General features: G+C 59.2%; 25 protein-coding genes and 1 tRNA gene. 5 read left to right on the top strand and 21 right to left on the bottom strand.

The features are described from left to right. Window positions 1-145: 145 nt before the first annotated feature. The gene (locus tag U0025_RS17700; RefSeq protein WP_004208793.1) at window positions 146-2,746 is read left to right on the top strand and encodes a GAF domain-containing hybrid sensor histidine kinase/response regulator; all 2,601 of its coding nucleotides are present in this window, start codon (window positions 146-148) and stop codon (window positions 2,744-2,746) included. Window positions 2,747-2,812: 66 nt separating this feature from the next. Here the strand turns inward: U0025_RS17700 and U0025_RS17695 are convergent, their stop codons facing one another. Both U0025_RS17695 and U0025_RS17690 read right to left on the bottom strand, forming a co-directional pair. Next, window positions 2,813-3,175 (bottom strand): DedA family protein, encoded by a 363-nt coding sequence (locus U0025_RS17695; RefSeq protein WP_218916887.1) that lies wholly within the window; start codon window positions 3,173-3,175, stop codon window positions 2,813-2,815. A 70-nt stretch (window positions 3,176-3,245) separates the two neighbouring features. After that, a complete protein-coding gene (locus tag U0025_RS17690; protein WP_004208792.1) occupies window positions 3,246-3,620 on the bottom strand; it encodes a hemerythrin domain-containing protein in 375 nt (124 codons plus the stop codon). 192 nt (window positions 3,621-3,812) lie between these two features. On the opposite strand from U0025_RS17690, the gene U0025_RS17685 reads away from it, so the two are divergent. After that, complete coding sequence (locus tag U0025_RS17685) at window positions 3,813-4,094, top strand: DUF2171 domain-containing protein (protein WP_004208791.1); 282 nt, start codon at window positions 3,813-3,815, stop codon at window positions 4,092-4,094. Then, window positions 4,069-4,290 (top strand): hypothetical protein, encoded by a 222-nt coding sequence (locus tag U0025_RS17680; RefSeq protein ID WP_235654594.1) that lies wholly within the window; start codon window positions 4,069-4,071, stop codon window positions 4,288-4,290. Before U0025_RS17685 ends, U0025_RS17680 begins: the two co-directional genes overlap by 26 nt. Window positions 4,291-4,807: 517 nt before the next feature. Here the strand turns inward: U0025_RS17680 and U0025_RS17675 are convergent. Continuing rightward, on the bottom strand, window positions 4,808-4,999 hold the full coding sequence (locus U0025_RS17675) for a hypothetical protein (RefSeq protein WP_004208789.1): 192 nt from the start codon (window positions 4,997-4,999) through the stop codon (window positions 4,808-4,810). 225 nt (window positions 5,000-5,224) lie between these two features. Here U0025_RS17675 and U0025_RS17670 point away from each other — a divergent pair, with 225 nt between their 5' ends. After that, window positions 5,225-5,521, top strand: a complete 297-nt coding sequence (locus U0025_RS17670) for a plasmid stabilization protein (protein WP_072895214.1) — start codon at window positions 5,225-5,227, stop codon at window positions 5,519-5,521. Between the two features lie 557 nt (window positions 5,522-6,078). Here U0025_RS17670 and U0025_RS17665 read toward each other — a convergent pair. From U0025_RS17665 to U0025_RS17655, 3 genes are all read right to left on the bottom strand, one after another. Continuing rightward, complete coding sequence (locus U0025_RS17665; protein ID WP_306452540.1) at window positions 6,079-6,330, bottom strand: Hsp20/alpha crystallin family protein; 252 nt, start codon at window positions 6,328-6,330, stop codon at window positions 6,079-6,081. Window positions 6,331-6,680: 350 nt separating this feature from the next. Next, window positions 6,681-7,157: an Hsp20 family protein gene (locus U0025_RS17660; RefSeq protein WP_004208786.1), complete on the bottom strand. Its 477-nt coding sequence runs from the start codon at window positions 7,155-7,157 to the stop codon at window positions 6,681-6,683. A gap of 693 nt (window positions 7,158-7,850) precedes the next feature. After that, complete coding sequence (locus tag U0025_RS17655) at window positions 7,851-8,417, bottom strand: hypothetical protein (protein ID WP_004208785.1); 567 nt, start codon at window positions 8,415-8,417, stop codon at window positions 7,851-7,853. A 357-nt stretch (window positions 8,418-8,774) separates the two neighbouring features. Between U0025_RS17655 and U0025_RS17650 the strand changes: the two genes are divergently transcribed. Beyond that, window positions 8,775-9,404, top strand: coding sequence for a class I SAM-dependent methyltransferase (locus U0025_RS17650; RefSeq protein ID WP_150131267.1), 630 nt, complete (start codon window positions 8,775-8,777; stop codon window positions 9,402-9,404). Window positions 9,405-9,449: 45 nt separating this feature from the next. Here the strand turns inward: U0025_RS17650 and U0025_RS17645 are convergent, their stop codons facing one another. The 15 genes from U0025_RS17645 to U0025_RS17575 all read right to left on the bottom strand — a co-directional run bounded on the left by U0025_RS17645 (window position 9,450) and on the right by U0025_RS17575 (window position 22,038). Next, complete coding sequence (locus U0025_RS17645) at window positions 9,450-9,647, bottom strand: hypothetical protein (protein ID WP_004208783.1); 198 nt, start codon at window positions 9,645-9,647, stop codon at window positions 9,450-9,452. Further along, the gene (locus tag U0025_RS17640) at window positions 9,647-10,090 is read right to left on the bottom strand and encodes a pyridoxamine 5'-phosphate oxidase family protein (RefSeq protein WP_004208782.1); all 444 of its coding nucleotides are present in this window, start codon (window positions 10,088-10,090) and stop codon (window positions 9,647-9,649) included. The genes U0025_RS17645 and U0025_RS17640 overlap by 1 nt, the downstream gene beginning before the upstream one ends. Before the next feature lie 62 nt (window positions 10,091-10,152). Then, window positions 10,153-10,950, bottom strand: coding sequence for an alpha/beta hydrolase family protein (locus U0025_RS17635; protein WP_004208781.1), 798 nt, complete (start codon window positions 10,948-10,950; stop codon window positions 10,153-10,155). Beyond that, entirely contained in the window at window positions 10,947-12,065 is a 1,119-nt protein-coding gene (locus U0025_RS17630) for a DUF3182 family protein (protein ID WP_004208780.1), read from the bottom strand. Before U0025_RS17630 ends, U0025_RS17635 begins: the two co-directional genes overlap by 4 nt. A gap of 231 nt (window positions 12,066-12,296) precedes the next feature. Next, window positions 12,297-13,271: a TIGR03557 family F420-dependent LLM class oxidoreductase gene (locus U0025_RS17625; protein ID WP_004208778.1), complete on the bottom strand. Its 975-nt coding sequence runs from the start codon at window positions 13,269-13,271 to the stop codon at window positions 12,297-12,299. A 107-nt stretch (window positions 13,272-13,378) separates the two neighbouring features. Continuing rightward, a complete protein-coding gene (locus U0025_RS17620) occupies window positions 13,379-13,891 on the bottom strand; it encodes a hemerythrin domain-containing protein (protein WP_004208777.1) in 513 nt (170 codons plus the stop codon). A 698-nt stretch (window positions 13,892-14,589) separates the two neighbouring features. Next, complete coding sequence (locus U0025_RS17615) at window positions 14,590-15,873, bottom strand: tyrosine-type recombinase/integrase (RefSeq protein WP_004208776.1); 1,284 nt, start codon at window positions 15,871-15,873, stop codon at window positions 14,590-14,592. Window positions 15,874-16,039: 166 nt separating this feature from the next. Further along, window positions 16,040-16,115: transfer RNA gene (locus U0025_RS17610), tRNA-Phe, on the bottom strand. Window positions 16,116-16,164: 49 nt separating this feature from the next. After that, entirely contained in the window at window positions 16,165-16,359 is a 195-nt protein-coding gene (gene yacG, locus U0025_RS17605; RefSeq protein WP_004208775.1) for a DNA gyrase inhibitor YacG, read from the bottom strand. Next, entirely contained in the window at window positions 16,349-17,338 is a 990-nt protein-coding gene (locus U0025_RS17600; protein WP_004208774.1) for a hypothetical protein, read from the bottom strand. The genes yacG and U0025_RS17600 overlap by 11 nt, the downstream gene beginning before the upstream one ends. Before the next feature lie 49 nt (window positions 17,339-17,387). Continuing rightward, window positions 17,388-17,975, bottom strand: a complete 588-nt coding sequence (locus U0025_RS17595) for a Maf family protein (RefSeq protein WP_004208773.1) — start codon at window positions 17,973-17,975, stop codon at window positions 17,388-17,390. Window positions 17,976-17,987: 12 nt separating this feature from the next. Then, window positions 17,988-18,206, bottom strand: a complete 219-nt coding sequence (gene infA, locus U0025_RS17590; RefSeq protein ID WP_003049127.1) for a translation initiation factor IF-1 — start codon at window positions 18,204-18,206, stop codon at window positions 17,988-17,990. Between the two features lie 57 nt (window positions 18,207-18,263). Beyond that, complete coding sequence (locus tag U0025_RS17585; RefSeq protein ID WP_004208772.1) at window positions 18,264-19,553, bottom strand: adenosylmethionine--8-amino-7-oxononanoate transaminase; 1,290 nt, start codon at window positions 19,551-19,553, stop codon at window positions 18,264-18,266. A gap of 32 nt (window positions 19,554-19,585) precedes the next feature. Further along, window positions 19,586-20,209 carry an OmpA family protein gene (locus U0025_RS17580; RefSeq protein WP_004208771.1) on the bottom strand — a complete coding sequence of 208 codons (624 nt, stop codon included), beginning with the start codon at window positions 20,207-20,209 and terminating at the stop codon, window positions 19,586-19,588. Next, the gene (locus U0025_RS17575; RefSeq protein ID WP_004208770.1) at window positions 20,206-22,038 is read right to left on the bottom strand and encodes a cation:proton antiporter; all 1,833 of its coding nucleotides are present in this window, start codon (window positions 22,036-22,038) and stop codon (window positions 20,206-20,208) included. The genes U0025_RS17580 and U0025_RS17575 overlap by 4 nt, the downstream gene beginning before the upstream one ends. Window positions 22,039-22,087: the final 49 nt, after the last annotated feature.

Genomic DNA, 22,087 nt, shown 5'->3' with positions numbered 1-22,087 from the left:
AAAGCCAAAGTCGCTGCCTTCAGCGATTTCGAGCGCGCCTCGATCTGTAACGCCTTCCAGCTTTCCCGTGCCAGGGAGATGGAACCGCACTCTACGTGCCTCGGTTCTAACAAAGGGGAAAAGCGTAGGCGGGATCGGCATAGGAATGAGCGAAACAGTGACGAGCGGAAACGGCACCGCCGATGCTCAAAGGATTGAAGCGGAAGTTTTAGGCCTCGACGCAGGGACGGATCCCTTCGTAGCTGCGGTGCGCGCCACGCGCATGCCGATGATCATAACCAATCCACGTTTGCACGATAATCCGGTGGTGTTTGCGAATGACTCCTTCTGTCGGCTGACGGGTTACGAGCGCGACGAGATACTGGGTCGCAACTGCCGATTTCTGCAGGGGTCCGAAACGGATCCGACGGATGTCCAGGCGATTCATGATGCGGTGGAGGCGGTGCGCCCGATCGAGATCGACATTCGCAATTATCGCAAGTGCGGGGAGCCATTCTGGAACCGGCTCCTCCTTGCCCCCGTATTCGACGGGGCGGGAAAGCTCGCATATTTCTTCGCCAGCCAGGTCGATGTGACGCTGGAGCGCGAACGTCTTGAGGGACTCGAAAATTCGAACGCCGTCCTCATGGCCGAAATTACCAGCCGGCTCCAACGCCAGAACGAGCAGGAGCGCGAGCTCGATTTCGCCCTTCGCGCCGGAAAGTTCGGGACATGGAGTATCAATTTCGAGACCGGAGAGCTCGCCTCCTCTCCGGCGTGCCGGGCACTGTTTGGCGTAGATACGGAAAAGCCGTTTACATATGATGACCGCCTGGCGGCTATTCATCCCGCCGATCGTGCGGCTAACATCGATGCGATCGACCTGACACGGCGTACGGGTGTGGACTTCGATGTGACCTACCGGATCGTCACGCCGGGGGGGGAAATCCGGTGGTTGACCTCTCGCGGTCAGCCGTTTCTCAATGCCGACGGCAAACCTGTTCGGCTTGCAGGCATATCTTCGGACGTTACGGAGCTGAGGCGCGCCGAGCGGATGCGCAATGCGCTGGTCGAACTCAGCAATGTCGTGCGCGACGTGCAGGACCCTGCAGACATCTCCTTTGCTGCATCCCGGATATTGGGCGAGGCGCTGGAGGTCAGCAGGGCGGGCTATGGCGTCATTGATCCGGCTCTTGAGACGATCACGATCGAGCGCGACTGGAATGCCGAAGGGATATCGTCCTTGGCCGGGGTGCTGCAGTTTCGGGATTATGGATCCTACATCGAGGATCTCAAGCGCGGGAAAGACGTCATTATTGCCGATGCCGACCTTGATCCGCGGTCGGTGGAGGGAGCCGATGCGCTCAAGGCCATAAGCGCGCAGGCTGTGGTCAATATGCCGCTCACTGAACAGGGCGGCCTTGTCGCGTTGCTCTATCTCAATCATGCCACCGCACGCGACTGGCTCGACGACGAGATCGCTTTCGTCCGTGAAGTTGCGGAACGAACCCGAGTTGCTACCGAACGGCGACGGGCGGAAATCGAACTTCGCGAGCTGGCGGCCTCTCTGGAGCAACAGGTCGAGGAGAGAACGCGAGACCTGATAGCCGCCGAAGAAGCGCTGCGCCAATCGCAGAAAATGGAGGCTGTTGGGCAGTTGACCGGTGGACTGGCGCATGACTTCAACAACCTGCTCACCGGGATCACTGGTGGGCTTGAGATGATCCAGATTCGTCGGGCGCAGGGTCGGCATGAGGATGTGGACCGCTATGTACACGCTGCGCAAGGTGCCGCGCGGCGCGCGGCAGCGCTGACACACAGGCTGTTGGCTTTTTCCCGTCGTCAGACTCTTGCTCCAAAACCAACCTGCGTTGTCGACCTCGTGAATGGCATGGTCGACCTCGTCATGCGCACTGTGGGGCCGGCTATTGAGGTGGAGGCGGTCAACGGGGTAGGGCTTTGGCCAGTCCTTGTGGATCCGAGCCAGCTGGAAAACGCTCTTCTCAATCTGTGTATCAATGCGCGAGACGCAATGCCCGATGGCGGCAAGATAACGATCGAGACAGGAAACCGATGGCTGGATCGCCGGACTGCTGTTGAGCGAGACATGGAACCAGGGCAATATGTCTCCCTGTGTGTTTCGGATACCGGCACAGGGATGAGCAAGGAGACAATCTCCAAGGCATTTGATCCATTCTTTACGACCAAACCCATAGGGATGGGAACGGGGCTCGGCCTCTCTATGATCTATGGATTCACACGTCAGTCCGGTGGGCAGACCCGGATCTATTCGGAGCTCGGTCGCGGCTCAACGATATGTCTCTATCTTCCACGCCATCTGGGGGAAGCGGGCACTCCCGCAACACCGGAAGCCGAGCCGGCGCTGGCGCCTCAAGCACGCGAAGGCGAAACCGTTCTGGTGATTGATGACGAGCCCACTGTGCGGATGCTGGTCGTAGAGATTCTAGAAGGGCTTGGCTATGGTGCGCTCGAAGCGATAGACGGCGCGGCAGGGCTAAAAATTCTTGAGAGCGATGCACGAGTGGACCTGCTTATCACTGATGTCGGCTTGCCTGGTGGAATGAACGGCAGGCAGGTGGCAGATGCAGCCCGTGTGAACAGGCCAGATCTCAAGATTCTCTTCATCACCGGTTATGCGGAAAATGCGGTATTGAGCCACGGGCATCTTGATCCCGGTATGCACGTCCTCACCAAGCCTTTTTCGATGGAGGCCATGAAGCAGCGCATCACCGATCTGCTTCACTGAGAAATTGGATGCGGAGAAAAGGGCCGATCGCACGTTTTCCGCGCCTTTCCACGCGATCGCCGCCGTTTACATTGAACTTCTTCCGGCCAGATGACACTTACGCCCAGCTCGACCTCTGTGCGCAGCCGCTGAATTGCATGACGCTTGATGCACCGGCTTACTTCGCGCCGTGGATCTTGTCGCTTGCGTCGCGATCCCCTCGAGCTTGGCCACCCACCACCAAAAGAAAGCGCCCGCGGTTGTGCCGACCGTGCCGGAGAGGATGACGAAAATGATATTGAGTTCGCCGTCAGCCGCCGAATATCCCGCAAGCGGCATGATAACCTCGGACGGTATCGGCGGGAAAATATTCTCCAGCATCATCAAAAGAGCGATCGCCCAATAACCAAGCTGTCCAACAAGCTCGGTAATCCACTGCGTCATCGCCACGTACTCGAATTTCGCCCTTCCCTGTGCAGGGATAGCAGGTATTGCACCATTGAGAGGGGTTGCGCCCGGGTCAGGCCAGCTTGAGCCCTTCCTGATTCATCCGGCGCGCAAGATAATCGCCATCTGCCTTTTCCAAGGCCAACTTAAGCCGAGGAAAGAGATCATGCTCTTCGTCGCGCATATGAGTTTCGATGTCGCGGCGAAAATTTGCCAATTTAAGCTGGAAAGCGTCGTTATCCTTCACAAGGTCTGTGAGTTTATAAAGATATTGCTTCACATAACCATGCTCGGCATGGAGCGTGTAGGATTCCGCCAGAAGACCATGCTGGCGCATAGCGGGGTAAATTGCATTCTCCTCTTCCAGCGCATGTTTGCCCAATGCGTGCTTGAGCTGCGCTAGAAGGATGAGCCGTTTGGTGGACGTCGTACATAAGGCTCCCCCCATCTGGATGCTCGAACAGAATGAGAGGGGGAATCCAACCAACACAAGTTAGGCGGGCGGGAGCTGAACCGATTTTATCGGAACAGTCGCGTCGTTATCAGGTTGCTTACCGAGGGTTTAAGCGAACGCGCAGCGGTGGTTGACCACCTCCGGCAGGAACGCTTTGGACATCACAAAAGAATGCAGGAGACGATCATGGCAGACCTGACCGCTATTGTTGAACATATGGAAATAATCGGAGCGGATGGCGTCCACATCGGGACCGTGGACCGGCTTGAAGGTGACAGGATCAAAATGGTGAAGGCCGATAGCGGTTCTCATGGTGACCATCATCACTTCATCTCGACCGGTCTGGTTGCTGCGGTGGAAGACGATCAGGTTCGCCTTTCGGCTAATGCCGATTCCGCCATCCTGCTCGAAGAGGAACAGGATGGCGGTGCTATCATGGACGATGGCCGACAGCCTGGCGAAGGCTAAGGATTGGAGCATGACGCACACGGTAAGAAAAAGGCATGAGGACGATGTCGGGCTGATGACCGACAAGGAACTGATCGACAATTGGGAGGCAGCCTCCAGGGAGGAGATCGAAAACCCTTCTTCCTTTCTGCGAGCTGTCATCGATGCGATGGCCAAGCGGGACATCTCATCTTCATCGGATCCGCGGGTAGCGTGATGAAAAAGCCCCTGAGGCGCTGATGATGCGGTTTTGTGGAAAAGCCATGGTACCAAAGCGCATGGTAATGTGGTGAATAAAGTTATGGCACCAAACCATATCAAAATTCACAAATTATCACCCTCCCGGCACAACTGAGAATACATACTGAAATGCAATAAAAGCAGGCGTAATGATCGTTTCGCCATATTACCAATTGACCGTTTTAAACACAAATTAAACTTCTCAACTATGTTCGTTGGATGACATATCTCCGTCACCACGCAATTGGCAATGAAGCATCCTGCCGATGGCGGGAATTTGGCGTTCTTGTATTATTCATTTTTTGGGGGCTATGTCTGACAAACAGAGGCGTTGCCTGAAGACAAGATAGTGGTCAACAATAACGCTACTGTGCATACCGGCCCATCCTGCGATCAAAAGCCCAGATATGATCGAGTGTCCCGAAATTGACGTCGAAATGGGTATCCATGTCCTAATATTACGGTAGGAAACTCTCGTCCAATTAATCGGCTAATCAGTTCCTATTCTTTTTGTAATAATGCCCCCGAGCACCCGGCGTGTCCTCCGACCAACGCGCACGCATCGCATATTGCTGCGCCATCTCCCAATGCAGCCGCTTGGCGAGAGGATTTGCAATTTTCTCGGCAGTGGCAAGCTCCTGAATCTCACGCCGGCGAAAATAGGCCGCATCGTCCTGATGGTGCATCGTCGTCTCTCCTCATCTCGCCATGGAATGACTCCTGGTCACCCAGCCTTCCATTACATGGATCAATTTAAAGCTATCGCCAATTGAAGGCGTCTCGAGCCATGCATTTGATCAGAAAGCAAATTCTCGCTCTTCCTAACTTAAGTGGGAAAGTTTCTTGCGATCACAGCCGGACACGAACCCCTGTTGCCGTGTTGGGAAAAACAAAATGGAAGGAGAGCCAACATGCCACGTGGAGACAAGTCGAGCTATACGGACAAGCAAAAGCGCAAAGCGGAGCACATCGAAGAAGGCTATGAAGATCGGGGCGTAAGCCATGAGGAAGCCGAGCGCCGTGCGTGGGCAACAGTCAACAAGGAAACCGGTGGCGGCAAGAAATCCGGATCAGGACGTGGCAAGGCAGAAAACCACGATTCATCCAGAAAAGGCGGCCGCATTGGCGGATCAGATCAAAGTCATGCGAAGCGATCGCAAGCAGCGAAAAAAGGTTGGGAGACCCGACGCAAGCAGGCGAATGGCTGATGTCCATCCATAAGATGATATCGCTCCATCCAGACGTAGGGCAGGATTTTAATCCGCTTTTGGCCACCGCGGCACGCCACGCGATGTTCTGCGCTGAAATGTGTACCTCATGCGCAGACGCTTGCATGGCAGAGAAAATGGAGATGACGCAGTGCATCCGGTCATGCCTTGATTGCGCGGACGTCTGTACAGCGATGGGTCGGATCGCCGTGCGGCGCTCGGGCTTCAATATCGAAGTTGTCGGAGTGATGCTAGACAGTTGCGCCCGCATTTGTGATCTGTGCGCGGCCCAATGCGGTCGATATGAGCATGCGCATTGCAAACTTTGCGCTGACATGTGCCGCGAATGCGCGGCAGATTGCCGCGCAGCGCTTCCTACCGTCCGATGACGCCGAGCCACATGATCCGGTCGTCGGAAAGTGACGGGACTTGCCAAGGATATCATCGACGGCTGATGCGGCTCAGTTGCTGACTTTGATCTGTAGGACCCGATAAGGCAGAGGCTGCCCCCACAATTATAATTGGCAAGACAGGAACCGAAGTTCTGAGCCAGGCCGTCAGGCGGCCTTGCCATTGACCGGATTTGGGCGGACATTTTCGTTTGCCGCCTCCATCTTGGGCAGAGTAACCGTCAACCCGCCGTTCTTGAAAGCTGCGTTAGCGTTGTCACGGTCGATGTCCTCGGGCAGCCGGATACGGCGTTCAAAGCAGCTATCGCTGCGCTCGGGATAACCAAAGTCCTTGTTTTCAACTTTGTACCGCCTCTCTCCCCGGAGCGTGAGCGCACCGCCTTCAACGGTAATATCCACATCCTTTCGTCGAGACCCGGCAGTTTGGCCGTAGCGCGGATCTCCTTGTCGGTCTCGCCGAGCTCGACATGCGGCCAGCCGGCAGCGCGGTACAATCCAGCCAATGCGGGTACGCCGAAGGCGCGGAAGAGGCCATCGAACTGCCGGTCCACCTCGCGGTGGAGCGAGAGCATCGGGTGGGTATCGCTGTCTCGGCCGCCCTCGGCACTGACCGGGACGGGGAGCCGGTTTTCCTGCCGCCTCCAGGGAATGAGATCACGAAAAGCCATGATAGTCATCTCCTTTTCTGGCTGGAAGGGGTAGGCCTACCGGGCCGCTGGATGCGGCCCGGCAAACCCTTTGGTCGGGGATCAGGCTGCTTCGCGGACCTCATCCCTAGGTGCTTCGATCTGATCCTGGGCGGCCTTGCCCCCAGCGATCTCAATTCGGCGCGGTTTCATCGCCTCGGGCACCACGCGCCTGAGCGTGATGCTCAGCAAGCCGTTCTCGAAACGGGCATCGCCAGCTTCCACGAAATCGGCAAGCTGGAAGCGCCGCTCGAACGTACGCGTGGCGATGCCCCGGTGCAGATACTCGCCCTGGCCGTTGTCCTCGGCACGCTTGCCGGTCACGGTGAGCAGATTCTGCTGGGCCACCACTTCAATGTCCTCGGGGCGGAAACCTGCGACAGCGAGCGTGATGCGATAGCTGTCTTCGCCTTCTCTCAGAATATCAAAGGGTGGATAGCCATCGTCTTCGCGCGCGCCTGCCTCGAGCAGGTTGAACAGCCGATCAAAACCCACGGTTGAGCGTCGATACGGCGAAAAGTCAAAAGCACTGGTTCTCATTTCCAAATCCTCCTGATTGAGCAATTCGGGCATGAGAAGCGCCGGAGAGAGCCGGCGCTCTCAATGTCCACCGGACCCAGGTTTCGGCGTCCGGCGAGGAAAAATTAGGAAGCAATAAACCGGTTTCAAGAGGCATTTTTCAGCTAGCGCTGGCGTGCGTTCTTCATCCGCTCAAGGCGCCGATGGTCGAGACTAAAGCCGCGCTTGTCCTTGGAGCTGCTACAGGGCTTATGGAGCGTCCGTACTGGGAACCATATACGTCGTAGGAACGGAGCAATGTCGAGAGAAGCCCCTTCTGCGTTGACGTCGCCGCTCGCGAGGAGATCGAGGCGAAGTTCCTTGTCAGTCAACATTGGTCAAGTGCATGAGCAACTCGCCGAGTGACCACGTGTAATCGACGTTACCGGCACTTGGCGCCCCCATATGCATATCCCAGGCCCAAACTCAAATTCCGGCCAATTGGTCAGCTTCTGCGAAGCGATCTTGAAAGCCGTCAAGTCTGGCCGATGAGTGAGCCTTAGTTTATGAGGCTATCCCCGCAAGGGATAAGCCATCACGATGGGCAATCCCCAGCTATCGTCCATGTCGTGTCCTTACCGCTGGATAGTCTATGCAAAAGCCGCCCTCGGTACGAGGCCGTAGCCCTATTAAAGGGCAGAAGGCGGCCTACGGCAAAGCGCCAGTCTTGATACGTCAGCGTCTAGCCCATTTCTCCAGCCGGGCCTGATACTTTTTGCGCGCTCTGTCGCGGGCGGTCTCCAGCTTCGTCATACGCTTATCGCCTTCCGCCTGCAAAGCGCGGCGCTCAGCGTCGAGAGCACGCCGCCTTGCTTCGATGTCTGCCAGGCTCTGCTTGAGATTAGCAGCCGCTTGTTCGAGCGCTATCTGGGCTGCATCGAGTTTTGCGCGGCTGGGGCGCGGAACCTTCTTCCTTGGCGTCGGCGCGATGGGCGGCGCGTCGGCTTTCGCCACATTCTCCGTAGATATTCGTCTGCCTTTCGGGCGACTGCGATGTGGTGGCGACTTTGGCTCGGCAGCCTCGAAATGGTCAGCCGCACTGCCCCGGCTGACCTTAATTACGACTCCGGGCTTCGCGAGCGGCTCACCCATCAGCTTGGGGTCGGTGACCTTTTCTGCAATCCCGCGCGCAAAGAGGTCGGCGTCGGATCCCCACGCGGCCAGTGCAGCTTTCTGACTTGGCGCCGCTACATAGGCGTCGTGGAAGCCGGCGGGCGTGCGGAAGACCTTGAGTTTCGCCATAGAGGGGAAACAGCTGTCCTGGCGCCCCCGTTCCGATCCTGGCCTTTGATGCAGATTATCGGTGCAACCCGTCTAACCCATCCGTCAACCGCCCATCGCCTCGTGATGATCCATAGTTGCTCGCTTGAATGACTGGTGACCAGATTAATTCCGTCGCTACATGAAAGAGGCCGCTTGAAAGCAGGACGGTCGCCCTCTTTCATCGCGCCTCCGTCGAGACTGACATCAGCAATTGTCCCAAAAGCGTGAGAAATCATGTCAGAGATTGATTTTGTTAAGCGTGATTTTTGCGGCGGGAATCGAAACTTCAAATGCGTCGGGAGGATTTTAGAGCGGAGAATAAGTCGAGGAGCAGATATGGCCGACGTGCAAAATGCCGCTTCTTACCCCACTTCCGTGGCTTCGGGGGGAACGAGCGATTTGAAGGCCCGGCTCATTGCCGCCGCCGAATTTCTCAAAAGCCCGAACACGGTCGGCTCTTCATTTCCAGCATCGCACTGGCTGATCGACCGAATGCTGCACGGCGTTGATTGGTCTCAGGTAACGACGATGCTCGAATATGGGCCAGGTACCGGCGCGTTCACTAGCGCCATTCTCGCTCACCTCCGACCGCATGCCAGGCTGATTGCCATCGACACCAGCCCGTCATTCACCGACCATTTGGCTTCGGCAATTCCGGACAGGCGTTTGCACGTCATCACTGGATCGGCCACAGATGCTCAGCAGTATATGGCGGATCTCGGCCTTTCGCAGGCCGATTGCATAATTTCGGGCTTACCATTTTCGACACTTGAGCCTGCAATCGCAACGCAGATCATTGATCGCAGCGTGCAGCTCTTATCCCCTGATGGGCTCTTCATGGCTTATCAAATGCGCAAGGCTGTACGCCCACTCCTCGAGCAGCGATTTTCGTCAGTGCACGCCGCATATGAATGGCGCAACATTCCACCATGCCATCTGTTCTGGGCGTCGAAACCTAATAAATGATGGTTTAAAGAGCGACGGAGCTTCCGGTCTGAGACGTGGCGTGCCTCACGGTCGCTGATTATAGGAGGGGCCGGTATGCTCAGTCGCAACATTGTTGCCGACGGCTTGATCCTGCTCGAGCTCTTCTCCGTGCCACAGGTTTCTGCCGACAAATATGATGATGAAAATGGCGATGATAGTGCCGACAACAAAAGCACCGGCTTTTCCGAGCCGGTGTGCAGAAGGCTTTTCGTTGGGCGACATCACTTAATGCCTTCAAGAAGGATTTCGCCTTCTTTCTCGCCGTCCCAATAATGGGCGCGTTCGCCAATCACCTGGATCAGAACCAGGCCGGGAGTTTGAATGCCCTGCGGCCACCACCGTTCGAGCCCCTTCGTCCAATGGGCTTCAAACTGAGTCCGGTCTCTGATCAAGGCGGCTCGCCCTTCGACCGCGACGAAAAAAGGACGGTGGCCCAGCAGACCGGATTTGCCCTGATAGCTAAGATTGACAGCTGAATCGGCTTCCATGTCCGAAACCATGAAGGCGGTTTCGTCTGTGAAGAACCACGCCGTGCCGTCATAATCGACTTCGCGATTATTGCTCATCGGACGCGAACCAATGGCACCGCCTTTGGCACGAGTTGCAAGCATCGCGAAATCGATGTCCTTCATCTTCCGGGACAGGTCTTCGAGCGACAATGACATGACTCTCTCCTTCCCTCCCTCAACGCATGACGCGGCTTGTCGGGCCAATGCGTTGGAAAAGACTATCGATCCGCAAGTCTATAAGCCTGAGATGGCATTTCTCCGGCCGCTTGCTGGTGGGGGGTAGACGATCTGCGACCTCCCCGAACCATTTCCTCGATCCAGGTGAGCAGCAACTGGTTGTATGCGCGCCGGCAGCCCTCGTTCCGCAACGAATGATCGGCTCCTTTGAGGATACGGTAGCTCAAGGAATTACTGTTGTGAAACGCCGACATATAGGAGCTGATTGTCTCGTGCGGGACATAGTCATCATGTTCTGACTCCACGATGAGCACATCGCCTGCAAATCGCTCGCATGCTGCCAGCGCCTTGTCCTCTCGCCCCGTCCGGAAGCGTGCCCGATAGGCATTGATGAGGTCGCGATCCAGCATCGCCTTGGGGACATCCCAATGTTCGTCCGGATAGAGAGCAGGCACACGTAAGGCCAGCCAGTTGACCGGACGGACTGCGGTGAGAAGGGTGGCAAGATAGCCGCCATAACTTGTACCCACGACTGCAATCGCAGATGGGTCGACCTGGTCCTGGCCGACAAGATAGTCGTAAGCGGCCACGACATCGGCAAGACCATGGGATCGTGTCACTCTGTTACGTTCTTCGGCGTGCCGGGCATGGCCTCGCAGATCAAAGGTGAAGCAGATACAGCCCAGCTGCGCGATCTCTTCGGCGCGCACCATGTCCTGATCGCGCGAACCGCCCCAGCCGTGAATGAAGAGTATGCCAGGAACAAGCTTGTCCGGTGACAGGATCGTCGCCTCAAGACTTTCCCCTTCGACATCGAAGCATATCTGGCTGCCTGTCATTCCAGCTCCATTGCATATTTTGTCATCGGTCCCGCGACCGCATCGATACCGCTATAATAGACGATGCTACCGATCGGTGCGGCGTCGATTTCACCATAAATCTCCATCGTGGCGCATGTAACCGCCGACAATTCGGGATCGCGCGCAAAGGCTTTGAAAGCCGCTATTTCGGCGCCACTCGCGCCGCCCGCCCGCCAACTTTGTTCAAGGACGCCAATGCGTATTTCGCCGGAAGAATTAATCCCGGCAGCGACATCATAGTTGCGGCGAGAGGCCATCAGATCCGGGTAGAATTTCGAAACGATCGCATCATATGCGATCGCCTTTTTGATACCCTGCTTCAGATCGTCTGCAAGATCGAGTCCGGCCAGTCGTTCAAAGCCACCCCTCACAACATGCAGGGTCGAGCCGCCATAGACGGTGGCGCCGTCATTGTTGGTGGCGAGACGCTGCGTGCCCCAATAGGAGATCAAGTCTCCAAAAAGGCATGTCATGCCGACGCTGTAGGTGATGACATTGTCGAGATTCTCTTCAATCACGACGCCATGACGGGCAACAGCCTCCGTATCAAGTTGGGCTATCGCTTCTTCCAGTTTCCGAGGCGAGGTAACGACAAATTGTCCGAGCCCTGCCGTCGCTTCAACTTCCTTCAGGCGGATTGCACCCTGTTTAAGCAAGTCGAGGCCGGCGGCGCGCACAGCATCCACACTGAAAGCTGACCAGCCGGAGAGAACATGAGGCGCGAGCGCAGCGCCCAGTTCCGAGTGCCATCCCACGGGCACTGCATCACTGCTTTGGAAAAGCGGATGAGTGATGACCTTGCTTCCCACGAAGGCATGGGGAACCACACCGCCGTAAATCTGGCTCTCATCGCTTATGCCCAGTTGCCGCGCCATGGCTAGGTCGATCGTGCTTGCCGGAATGAAGAGCGTCTTCTGCGCACTATCATCCAACGCCGAAAATCCTGGCGGGTCATGTTCGACGAATGTCGCTTCGCCAAGGCGGGCAATCCTTCGGGCAAGTTCGGCTCTGGCGACCCTGTCATGCTCGTTGTTCATCGCGCCGGACTGGGCGGGACAGATCTTCACGAAACGGGTCTGATGCGAACTGGCCATTAAACCTCTCAGATCCTTGAGGCTCTGCCGCTAGGCCGTTTTCAAACAACCAGGTGACACAGCTTATTATCCATATGCCTGGCGTGGCGACTCGGCGGGCCTTGCCCTAAATAGCGTTGACTGGCGGCATCAGCGGAGGATGGTGCATGCAATCGCTTTTGGGATGCCTAGCCAGTTCACCTCGTTCACACCCATGGAGCGCCCCTCCAACGTCCCGATCCTGGGGCGACCTCATTCGGACGGCTCGAAGCGCGGCAGGGACGGTTTGAGCTCGCGCTCGAAAAATTCGATGAAGCCCGCCTGATCGTCTCCAGGGCACGTCAGCACAATATGATCGAAGCCAGCGTCCACATACTGTGAGATCAACTGAATATGGGTCTGAACGTCCGGACCGGCTGACACCTTCGCTGCCAGATCTTCAGGTCGGACATACTGGCTAGCAGCCTCAAAGCCTTGGACCGAGGGAATCTCGCTGTTGACCGACCAATCGAAGGCAGAGAAGCGAAATCTGTCGCGTGCGATCTCCAACCCTCTTTCAGCGCTGGATGCATATGCGATGACGGCCTCCGCATAGCAGGCCTCACGATTGCCGGCCCTGGCTTCATAGCCTTTTACCAGATCGCTTTCCGGCGCGGTTGTCATGATCCCGTCACCTTTTTCCGCGGCAAGAGCGACAGACGCTGGACCGCTAACGCCAACGATGACAGGAATCGGTTTGGTCGGAAGATCGTAGAGCTGGGCATGGTCGATAAGGAAATGCTTCCCTTTCCAGCTATGGACGCCGCCCTCCCAAAGAAGGCGAAGAATATCGATCGCTTCGCCGAGCATGTCGTGCCTCTCCGGCACTGAGGGCCACCGCACCCCTGTAACATGTTCATTCAGTCGTTCACCCGCTCCCACCGCCAGGGTGAAGCGATTGTCACTCATGATAGCGACAGTGGCGGCGGCCTGCGCAACGATGACAGGATGATAGCGCAGGATCGGGCAGGTGAGGCCGGTCGCGATGCCGATCCGATCGGTCGCATGGGCGATGGCCCCTAGGACGCTCCAGGCAAAGGGGGCATGCCCCTGGGATTCGAGCCAAGGATGGAAATGATCTGAGATAGAGACGAAGTCAAACCCCGCATTCTCTGCACGGATCGCGTTTTCCACGAGCGCTTTTGGCCCATGCTCCTCTGTCATCAGCTTATATCCGAACTTCGGCATGGTCTCTTCCTCGATATGTTCGGGATGTTGGCGAAAAACGTCGGATGCGAGCTCTCTTTCGGCACTGGAGCGCTCGAGTTCGGCCGCGCGCCCTTCGCAATGCCGGCTCAGGTGGGGATCAGATTGACAGCTGTCGGTTTGGCCGCCGGCAAGCCTGCGGCCTTGGCCTGAACAACCAGCTCTTCCTTGCGTGCAAGCATCTGATCCCGCAGGACAATCAGGTCGACATCGGTCGCGCGACATTGCGCAAACATGCCTTCTCCACGCATTTCCTCTTCGTGGACATGGTGCTTAATCTCCTCAGACAACACCTTGACCTTGGCCTCGTAGAATTTGTCGTCCCAAGAGCCAGCCTCGATGTCGTTGATCAGCACCTTGGCGCCGTCATGCTCGACATAGGCTTCCTCAAGCGTATCGGCCTCGATCTTGCCCTCGAACGCGGGATAGAAAATCTCTTCCTCTATCAGCGTATGGATCTTGAGTTCGGTGCAGATCTGGTGGGCGATGTCGCCCTTTTTCTTGCCAGTCGCAGCTTTCTCGAACTGCTCGAAAAGCTCTTCAACCTTGCGATGATCGGCCTTTAGGAGGGCGATGGCATCGGAATATTCGGCCTTGGCCATGTGGGGTCTCCTTAGTGGTTCTATCCGCTAAGGAAGCCGTAAATTGCCGAAGGGTTCCGAGCGCCAATTTCACCTAATCCACCTCAATAATCTGGATCAGGCGGAACACATTTTTTCGCATGGTCTGCGGCGTGTGCATTGACGATGGCTCAAAAGCGACTTCATCGCATTTCGCGCACGGAGATGCTCATTGTGACCTTTCCAGGTGGTTGCTGAACCTGCCTCGCTGCCCTGTCCATCGCGCAACGCCTGGCACGCAGCTTTACGGAGCCGCTTATTGGTCATTTTGAGCATAGAGTCCTGGCACAGCGTTTCTTGCGTCTCGCGACGGCATTTCGATGCCTCTTCGCACATCATTTGAGCCAAACCCGCACTGCTCTAAGATCATGCATCCAAGTCAAATCTGCCTTTCGATCGCCTACCAAAATAACGGACATAAAAATCTTAGCTAATCGTCGGAACATGACCGCTAATTTTCTAGTCGTGATCGCACAGCCAAATATACTGGTACATCATCATGAATTATGCGCGTGCAGCGCTTACAAGTTTTGGCGACCGCAATCGTTGCGTGCCAAGCAAACGCTACAATTCCCCCAATCAGTATCTGCGATTTAATAGAAGGGCGACTTCCATCGCTGAAAGTCGCCCTCTTTAGCCTCACTCATCAGAATAGATTGATAAGGCCTGGGCCATCACTCCTAGCGCCAGTCAGGCGATATGCTTTCGTCATCCCCGTCACGTGACGGAGCCGCCTGCTCGCCTGCAGAAGCTTGAGAAAATTTACGCCTTACGCCGGCTTCTGTCGAACGCAGCTGATCAAGGCGATCAGACCAATATTGCATCATCTGCACGCGTTCGCCCCAATGCTCGCCGCGCACATAGGCACGCCGGACATCATTGCCTTCGATGTGGCCCAGCTGTCGTTCAATGGCATCCGGATGCCATTTGCCGCATTCGTTAAGCAAGGTCGCCGCCATAGCTCGGAAGCCATGCGCCGTCATTTCGTCCTGCTTGAAGCCCATCCGGCGAAGCGCTGCATTCAGCGTATTGTCGGATATCGCGCGTTTGTCGGATCGCGGGCTGGGAAACAGGAGCTGACCGCCCCCGGTCATACCCTCCAGCTTTTCCAACAGGCCAAGAACCTGACGGGAGAGCGGGACCTTATGAAGACGACGCATCTTCGTCCGGCTCGCCGGGATGAGCCAGATACAACTGTCCGGATCAAACTCCTCCCATTGCGCCAGCCGTAGCTCGCCTGGTCGAACGAACAGGTGGGCCGACAGCTGAAGGGCGATTCGGACTGCCCCATCGCCGTCATAGCCGTCGATGGCACGAAGCAGCGGACCCACCTTGGCCGGATCCGTGATAGCCGGCCTGTGCTTGACCTTAGGCGTCAGCAACGCCCCACGCAATTCGCTCGCCGGATCCTTGTTCGCCCTGCCGGTGGCAATGGCGTAGCGAAAGATGGTGCTCAGTGTCCCTCGAAGCCGAATCGCGGTTTCGTGATGCCCTCGCGCTTCGATCTTGCGCAGGATCTCCAGCACCTCCGGCGTCGAGATATCCCGCACCAGCTGGTTTCCGAGCGCGGGCCGTGCGTATTCGAGGATCCAGATATTCTTGGTGACCGTCTTCTCGGCTCGACCCCGAGCCTTCAGACGCGCGACATACTCATCTGCAAGCTGGTCGAACGTTCCGGTTTCAAGCAGCCGCGCCTGAGCGGCATCAGCCTTCCGCCGGCTCGACGGGTCTTCGCCTGACGCAAGAATGCGGCGCAGCTCTTCCCGCCGTTCTCGCGCCAGTGCGAGCGAGACATCGGGATACACCCCGACCGACAGCGTCTTCTGCTTCTTGAGGAAGGTGTAATAGAAACGCCAGTAGCGCGCCCCATTGGGCATCACCATCAGATACAGGCCCCGGCCGTCCGATAATTTATATGGACGGTGGATGGGCTTCGCGTTGCTCACGGCCATGGCGCTCAGCATGGGGTATCTCCTTCAGGGTACCCGCGAGAATAGCTACCAACTTTGGCCAGAAAAGGTTGCGAGATGCAACTGGACGCCCTGAGAGCAAAAGGCTCAAAAGGTCGCAGAAATCCGCCATTTCCGAGAGGCGGCTTGGGCATTTCCGAGATGTTCTGAGGGGAACAAATGGTGCCCGGGGACGGATTCGAACCGCCGACACTGCGATTTTCAATCGCATGCTCTACCAACTGAGCTACCCGGGCATCGGGTCTCGGCGGAGGTGACCGCCGGATGGAGGCGTGCCTATAGGCGTCAATCCGGCTCGCTGTCCAGCCCATAATTATCATTTTTTTGCAGGGCTTCGTCGCCCGGCATGCCGGGCACGAGATAGCCCTCGCCCAGCCATTGCAGCAGGTCGCGATCGCGGCATCCCTTGCCGCAGAAGGGGCGGGTTTCCGGCTGTGCCGGCTGGCCGCAGACCGGGCAGGCGCCGGCCTTAGGCGACATGACCGGCCGCCAGCGACAGCGCGGAATCGGCGCGCAGCGTCACCTCGCCACCGCGACGGCGGGCAAGCTGCTCGATCCAGTCGGCACGCTTGTGCAGCAGGTCGATGATCGCCGGCGCGGCGGTGATCGTCGCCGCGCCGCCGGTGCCATGCCGTTCGGCACGGCGCAGCAGCGCCAGCGCGGCGGTCAGCACCGGATCCTCGCGCAGCAGTTCCATCAGATTGGCGCGCTCGCGGCGGCGGATGATCTGGACGAAGCCGAAGCCGTTGACCGCCGTCCGCTCGAACGGCAGCGGCAGATATTTGTCGATCTGCGCAGCCGCGACGATGCGCTCATCCTTGTTGTTCATGGTCGGCAGGTCGATGCCGATCGAGCCGGCGAGCCCCATGCGGCGGATTGCCTGGGCCGACAGCTTCGCGCCCTTGGGGCCGAGCTGCGCCGGCGGCAGGCTGCCGTCGATGTCGATCAGGATCATGGCAGGGGTCAGGAAGATGCGCAGCGCCGCATCCTCGGCACCGACTTCACCGCTGACCGCTTCCTCTATCAGCTCGCTCCAGCCAAGGGCTTCGAGCCGGTCCTCCTCATGGGCGGGACAGGGACGGATGGCGACATCGGTGGCGCGCAGCCGCTGCAGCAGGCTGGGCCCCGGATGCACCTTGGAACCGGGCTGGGCGATGCGGCCCTTGGCGCGCTTGCCCCGGCCTTCCTCGGCAATCGCCTCGCGGAAAATTTCGACCAGCACATTGGCGCCCTCGGCCACCTTGGGCGGGATCGGCTCGATCAGCACTTCCTCGCCCGAGATCAGGCGCACGACGCCCCGCTTGCGCGGAATGATGGTCTGGACCAGACGGCCCTGAAGGATGGCACCGGCGCGGACAGCCTCGCCTTCGCGCTCGATCAGCGCCTCGACGATGCGGCCTTTTTCGATCAGCGCGGCACGGGCCTCGCCAATGCCTTCTTCATAAAGCCATTCGGCCATCGTTCAGTTACCTACTTGTCGTGATTTCCGAGCCGCGAAATGTACCATTTCACTCGAAATCCCGACGGTCCAGTGGATAGCCCGCTGCCTCAAGCAGCGTGCGGGTTTCGTAAAGCGGCAGGCCCATGATCGCGCTATGGCTGCCCTGGATGCTGCGGATGAGGCCCGCGGCACGCCCCTGAATGGCATAGCCGCCCGCCTTGCCCAGCCCTTCGCCGCTGGCAGTATAGCGGTCGATCTCACTGCGCTCCAGCTGCTTGAAGATGACGATGCTGGTCGACAGGCGATGCCGTGCCACGCCTGCGGCGTCGATCAGGGTGATGGCGCTGTAGACGCGATGCCGGCGCCCCGACAGCAGGTCGAGACAGGCACGGACCTCCGCCTCGCTTTCCGCCTTGGGCAGGATGCGGCGGCCAGCGGCCACCACGGTATCGCCCGACAGGATCAGCGCGCCGGGATGGCGGGCAGCCACCAGCGCCCCCTTTTCGGCGGCGACACGCGCCGCATAGGCGGCCGGCAGTTCCGCCTTGCGCGGGGTTTCGTCAATGTCCGCTGGATCGACGGCATCAGGAAGCACGCCAATCTGCCCCAGAAGATCACGCCGTCTGGGGGAAGCCGAAGCTAGAATGAGTCGCATCGAAAATGCGGCTTATTTGAAGCGGTAGGTGATCCGACCCTTGGTCAGGTCGTAGGGGGTCAGTTCGACCAGCACTTCGTCACCGACCAGCACACGGATGCGGTTCTTGCGCATCTTGCCAGCGGTGTGGCCGAGAATTTCATGATCATTCTCAAGGCGCACGCGGAACATGGCGTTGGGGAGAAGCTCCACAACCTGTCCGCGCATTTCAAGCAGTTCTTCTTTGGCCATAATATCCCAGAATCGAAAAATCGCGCCGCCATAGCGCCAAAACGTGGAAAATGGAAGTCAGGACGCAGAACCGAAATAATCACCGGCTGCGACGAGGGCCGCGAAGACGGCATCGAGCTGCTGCGCATCAATGCAATAGGGCGGCATCAGGTAGATGGTGTTGCCGAGCGGCCTTAGCAAGAGGCCGCGTTCCAGGAAGAAGGCACGCAGGCGCGGGGCGAGGTCCGACAGATAGCCAGCGTCGGCCGCAATCAGGTCGATCGCCATGATCGTGCCGATCTGGCGCGGGTTGGCAAAGGCGGCGTGATCGGCCAGCACGGCCAGCCGATCGGTGATGCCCTGCGTCAGCACAGCAATCCGTCCGCGCACATCCTCCTCGGCCCAGATGGCGAGATTTTCAGCAGCAGCGGCACAGGCGATCGCGTTCGCGGTATAGCTGGACGAATGGTAGAAGAGGCGCGCCCGGTCGGTCGAGCGATGCGCCTCGAAGATGCGCGGGGTCGCCAGCGTCGCGGCGAGCGGAATGGCGCCGCCGGTAATCCCCTTGGCCACGGCCATGATGTCGGGCACGACGCCGGCCTGTTCGCAGGCGAACAGGGTGCCGGTGCGGCCCCAGCCAGTCATCACCTCGTCCGCGATGAACAGCACATCGTGGCGCGCGCAGATATCGGCCATCGCCCGCAGCACATGGGGCGGATAGATCAGCATCCCCCCGGCTCCCAGGATCAGCGGCTCGACGATGAAGGCGGCCGGTTGTTCTGCACAGGCGACCTCCAGTGCGGCAAGCGTCTCCTGTTCGCGACCAGGATGCGGGAAGGGAATGGTGCCGACATCGAACAGCAAGGGCGTCCAGGCGGCATTATAGACACCGCGCTCGCCGATCGACATCGCGCCGATCGTATCGCCATGATAGCTATGTTCCAGCACCAGGATGCGGCTGCGCGCCTCGCCCAGCCCGTCGAGCGCGCGATTATGCCAGTAGCCGAGCGCCATCTTGAGCGCGACTTCCACCGCTGTCGATCCGCTGTCGGAAAAGAAGACATGGGCCAGGGGATCGCGCCCCGGCGCCTGTGGCATGAGATCGACCAGGCCCCGTGCCACCGCTTCGGCCGGCTCATGGGTATAGCCCGCGAAGATCAGCTGATCGAGCTGCCCGGCCTGATGCGCGATGGCCGCGGCGATGCGCGGATGACAATGGCCATGGGTCGTCACCCACCAGCTGGAAATGCCATCGATCAGGCTGCTGCCATCGGCCAGATGGAGGGTCGCACCCTCCGCCCGGACGACATGGGGAATAGGCTCGTTGAGGCCGTGCTGGGTGAAGGGGTGCCAGACAGGAGAGGTCATCGGCGTCCCCTACGCCCGATCGGCGGCCAAGGCTATGGCTTGTCCTTGCGGTCCACCGGCGAGATGCTGGGCAGCACGGCCGCCGTCGGCACCACGACCGTGGGCACCGCGACATGGATGTCGACCCGGCGATTCTTCGCCCGACCTTCGGGATCGTCGCTGCCATCCTCCTTGGCATTGGGCGCGACCGGCCGGGTTTCGCCCAGCGCGATCAGGCTGATGCGATCCTTGGCGATGCCCTTTTCGACCAGATAGGCCTCGACCGCCTCGGCCCGGATGCGCGATGCCACGCGATTGTCACCGTCATTGCCCTTGCTGTCGCTATGACCGCGCAACGTGATCGCACCGCCGGTCTTGATCGCCGGGGTTTCGACCAGCGTATCGAGCGCCGCGCGCGCCGCATCGTCCAGCTTCAGCCCGGACGTGCCGAAGGCGATGGTGGCGTCGAGTGGTTCGATCTTCGGCGCTTCGGGTTCGGCCACTTCGGGGCGCAGGATCGAGCGGACCGGCTCGGCGGCATTATCCGCCTCGTTCGCGGCCATGTCATTGTCGGCGACATTGGCCGCGTTGGCTACGTTATCGACGGCATTGCCTGCGGGCCGATCACAGGCCGCCAGCATGACGCACAGGGCCAGCGCGGGGGCGAGCCTCCTCATTCCTCCTCTCCTTCCGGTTTCTTGCGGGTCTTTGATGCGGGCGGCACATAGGACAGGATGGTGTCGCCCGGCTGTGGCGTCGGTCGCGACGCATGGGTGAAGAAGCGCATCGTGCCATTCTTGCGGAGCAGCAGCAGCATGTCGGCATCGGCCGGCAGATCGGCCTTGGCCGCCTCGAAATCGAACTGGTCGCTGATCCGCGTCTTGCGGAAGGTCCAGCCGGCATCCTCGCGGATCATGATTTCCTCGACGCCCAGGCCGGAGTCGAACAACGCGCGGCCACGCAGCGATTCCGGCAGCGCGCGCGGATCATGATCATCGCTGGCGTCGCCCAGCTGATAGACATTGTCGCGGCCGACCTCGGGCGCGAACTCGTTGCAGACGAGCGCGTTATAGGCCTCATTCTCCGACGTGGCGGCGAGCACCTGGAACTGGGCGAGGTCGAGCCGCTCCTCGGTCGCCTCCGCCAATATCTCGCCATGATAGGTCGGGATGCCGCCATGGCGGGCGGGCGCCAGCCGCTGCCAGCTATTGTCGGCAATCATCACCGGCACCTCCAGCTGGCGCAACTGGGCGGCAAGGCTGAGGCTGAAGGGGGTGGCGCCGACCAGCAGCAGGCCCTTATCCTGCGCGCCCGTGACCTTGAGCAGCCGGGCGACCGGCTTGATCGAGAAGCCATGGAACAGGATGGTCGCAACCACGATCGAGAAGGACAGGGTGACGAGGATCGCGCCGTCGCCATAGCCCAGCCGATCGAGACGCAGCGCGAACAGGCCGGAAATGGCGACCGCGACGATACCGCGCGGGGCGATCCAGGCGACCAGCAGCCGCTCGTTCCAGGGCACCGGCGAGAAAGCGAGGCTGAGCAGCACCGTCGCCGGGCGGACGACGAACAGAAGCACCAGCAGATAGGCCAGGAAGCGCCATTCGAACTGGCGCAGCACATCAAGGTCGAGCGAAGCCGACAGGATCACGAACACGCCCGATATCAGCAGGACGGTGACATTTTCCTTGAACGGCTGGATGTCGCGCAGGGAATCGAATTTCATGTTGGCAAGCGCCACGCCCATCACCGTCACGGTGACGAGGCCGGTTTCCGCCTGGATGAGGTTGGAGAGAACGAAGACGCCGATCACCGCGACCAGCAGGATCGGCGCTTTCAGATATTCCGGCACATGGCCGCGCTGGAACGCCCAGCCGATCGCGCGGGCGGCAAGCCAGCCGATGAGGCCGGCGATGATCGCGGCCGCGACCAGCGACAGGATGACGGCCGCCAGCGTGCTGCCCTCGCTCGACCGGCGCAGATATTCATAGGTGGCAAGGCCGAGCAGCGCGCCGACCGGATCATTGACGATGGCTTCCCATTTGAGGATAGCGCGCGGCCGGGCGGCGACGTTGGACTGGCGCAGCAGCGGCAGCACCACGGTCGGCCCGGTCACCACAAGAATGCCCGCGAACAGGATCGCCACCGGCCAGACGAGGCCCGCGACATAATAAAGGGCAAGCGCGCCCAGCACCCATCCGATCGGTGCGCCCAGCACCACCAGCCGGGTGACGGCGCCGTCGGTCTTGCGCAATTCGCGGAAATTGAGGCTGAGCCCGCCCTCGAACAGGATCAGGGCGACCGCCACCGACACCATGGGTTCGAGCAGTTCGCCAAAAGTGAGCTTGGGATCGATAAGGCCGGTCACCGGGCCACCGATGACGCCAGCGGCGAGCATCAGGGCGATGGCGGGCCAGCCGGTGCGCCAGGCAATCCATTGGGCGCCGATGCCCAATATGCCGATCAGCGCGATTACAAGGGCCTGTTCATGCATGGCCGCGACCATAGACAGGCGGAGCCGCCATGGTCACCCCCTTTATTTTCAACGATCTGGG

This window comes from Sphingobium yanoikuyae (genome assembly GCF_034424525.1).
GTDB classification, from domain to species: Bacteria; Pseudomonadota; Alphaproteobacteria; order Sphingomonadales; family Sphingomonadaceae; genus Sphingobium; species Sphingobium yanoikuyae.
Note: the sequence above shows the minus strand (reverse complement) of the source record. Positions and strands in the feature narration are given on the sequence as shown.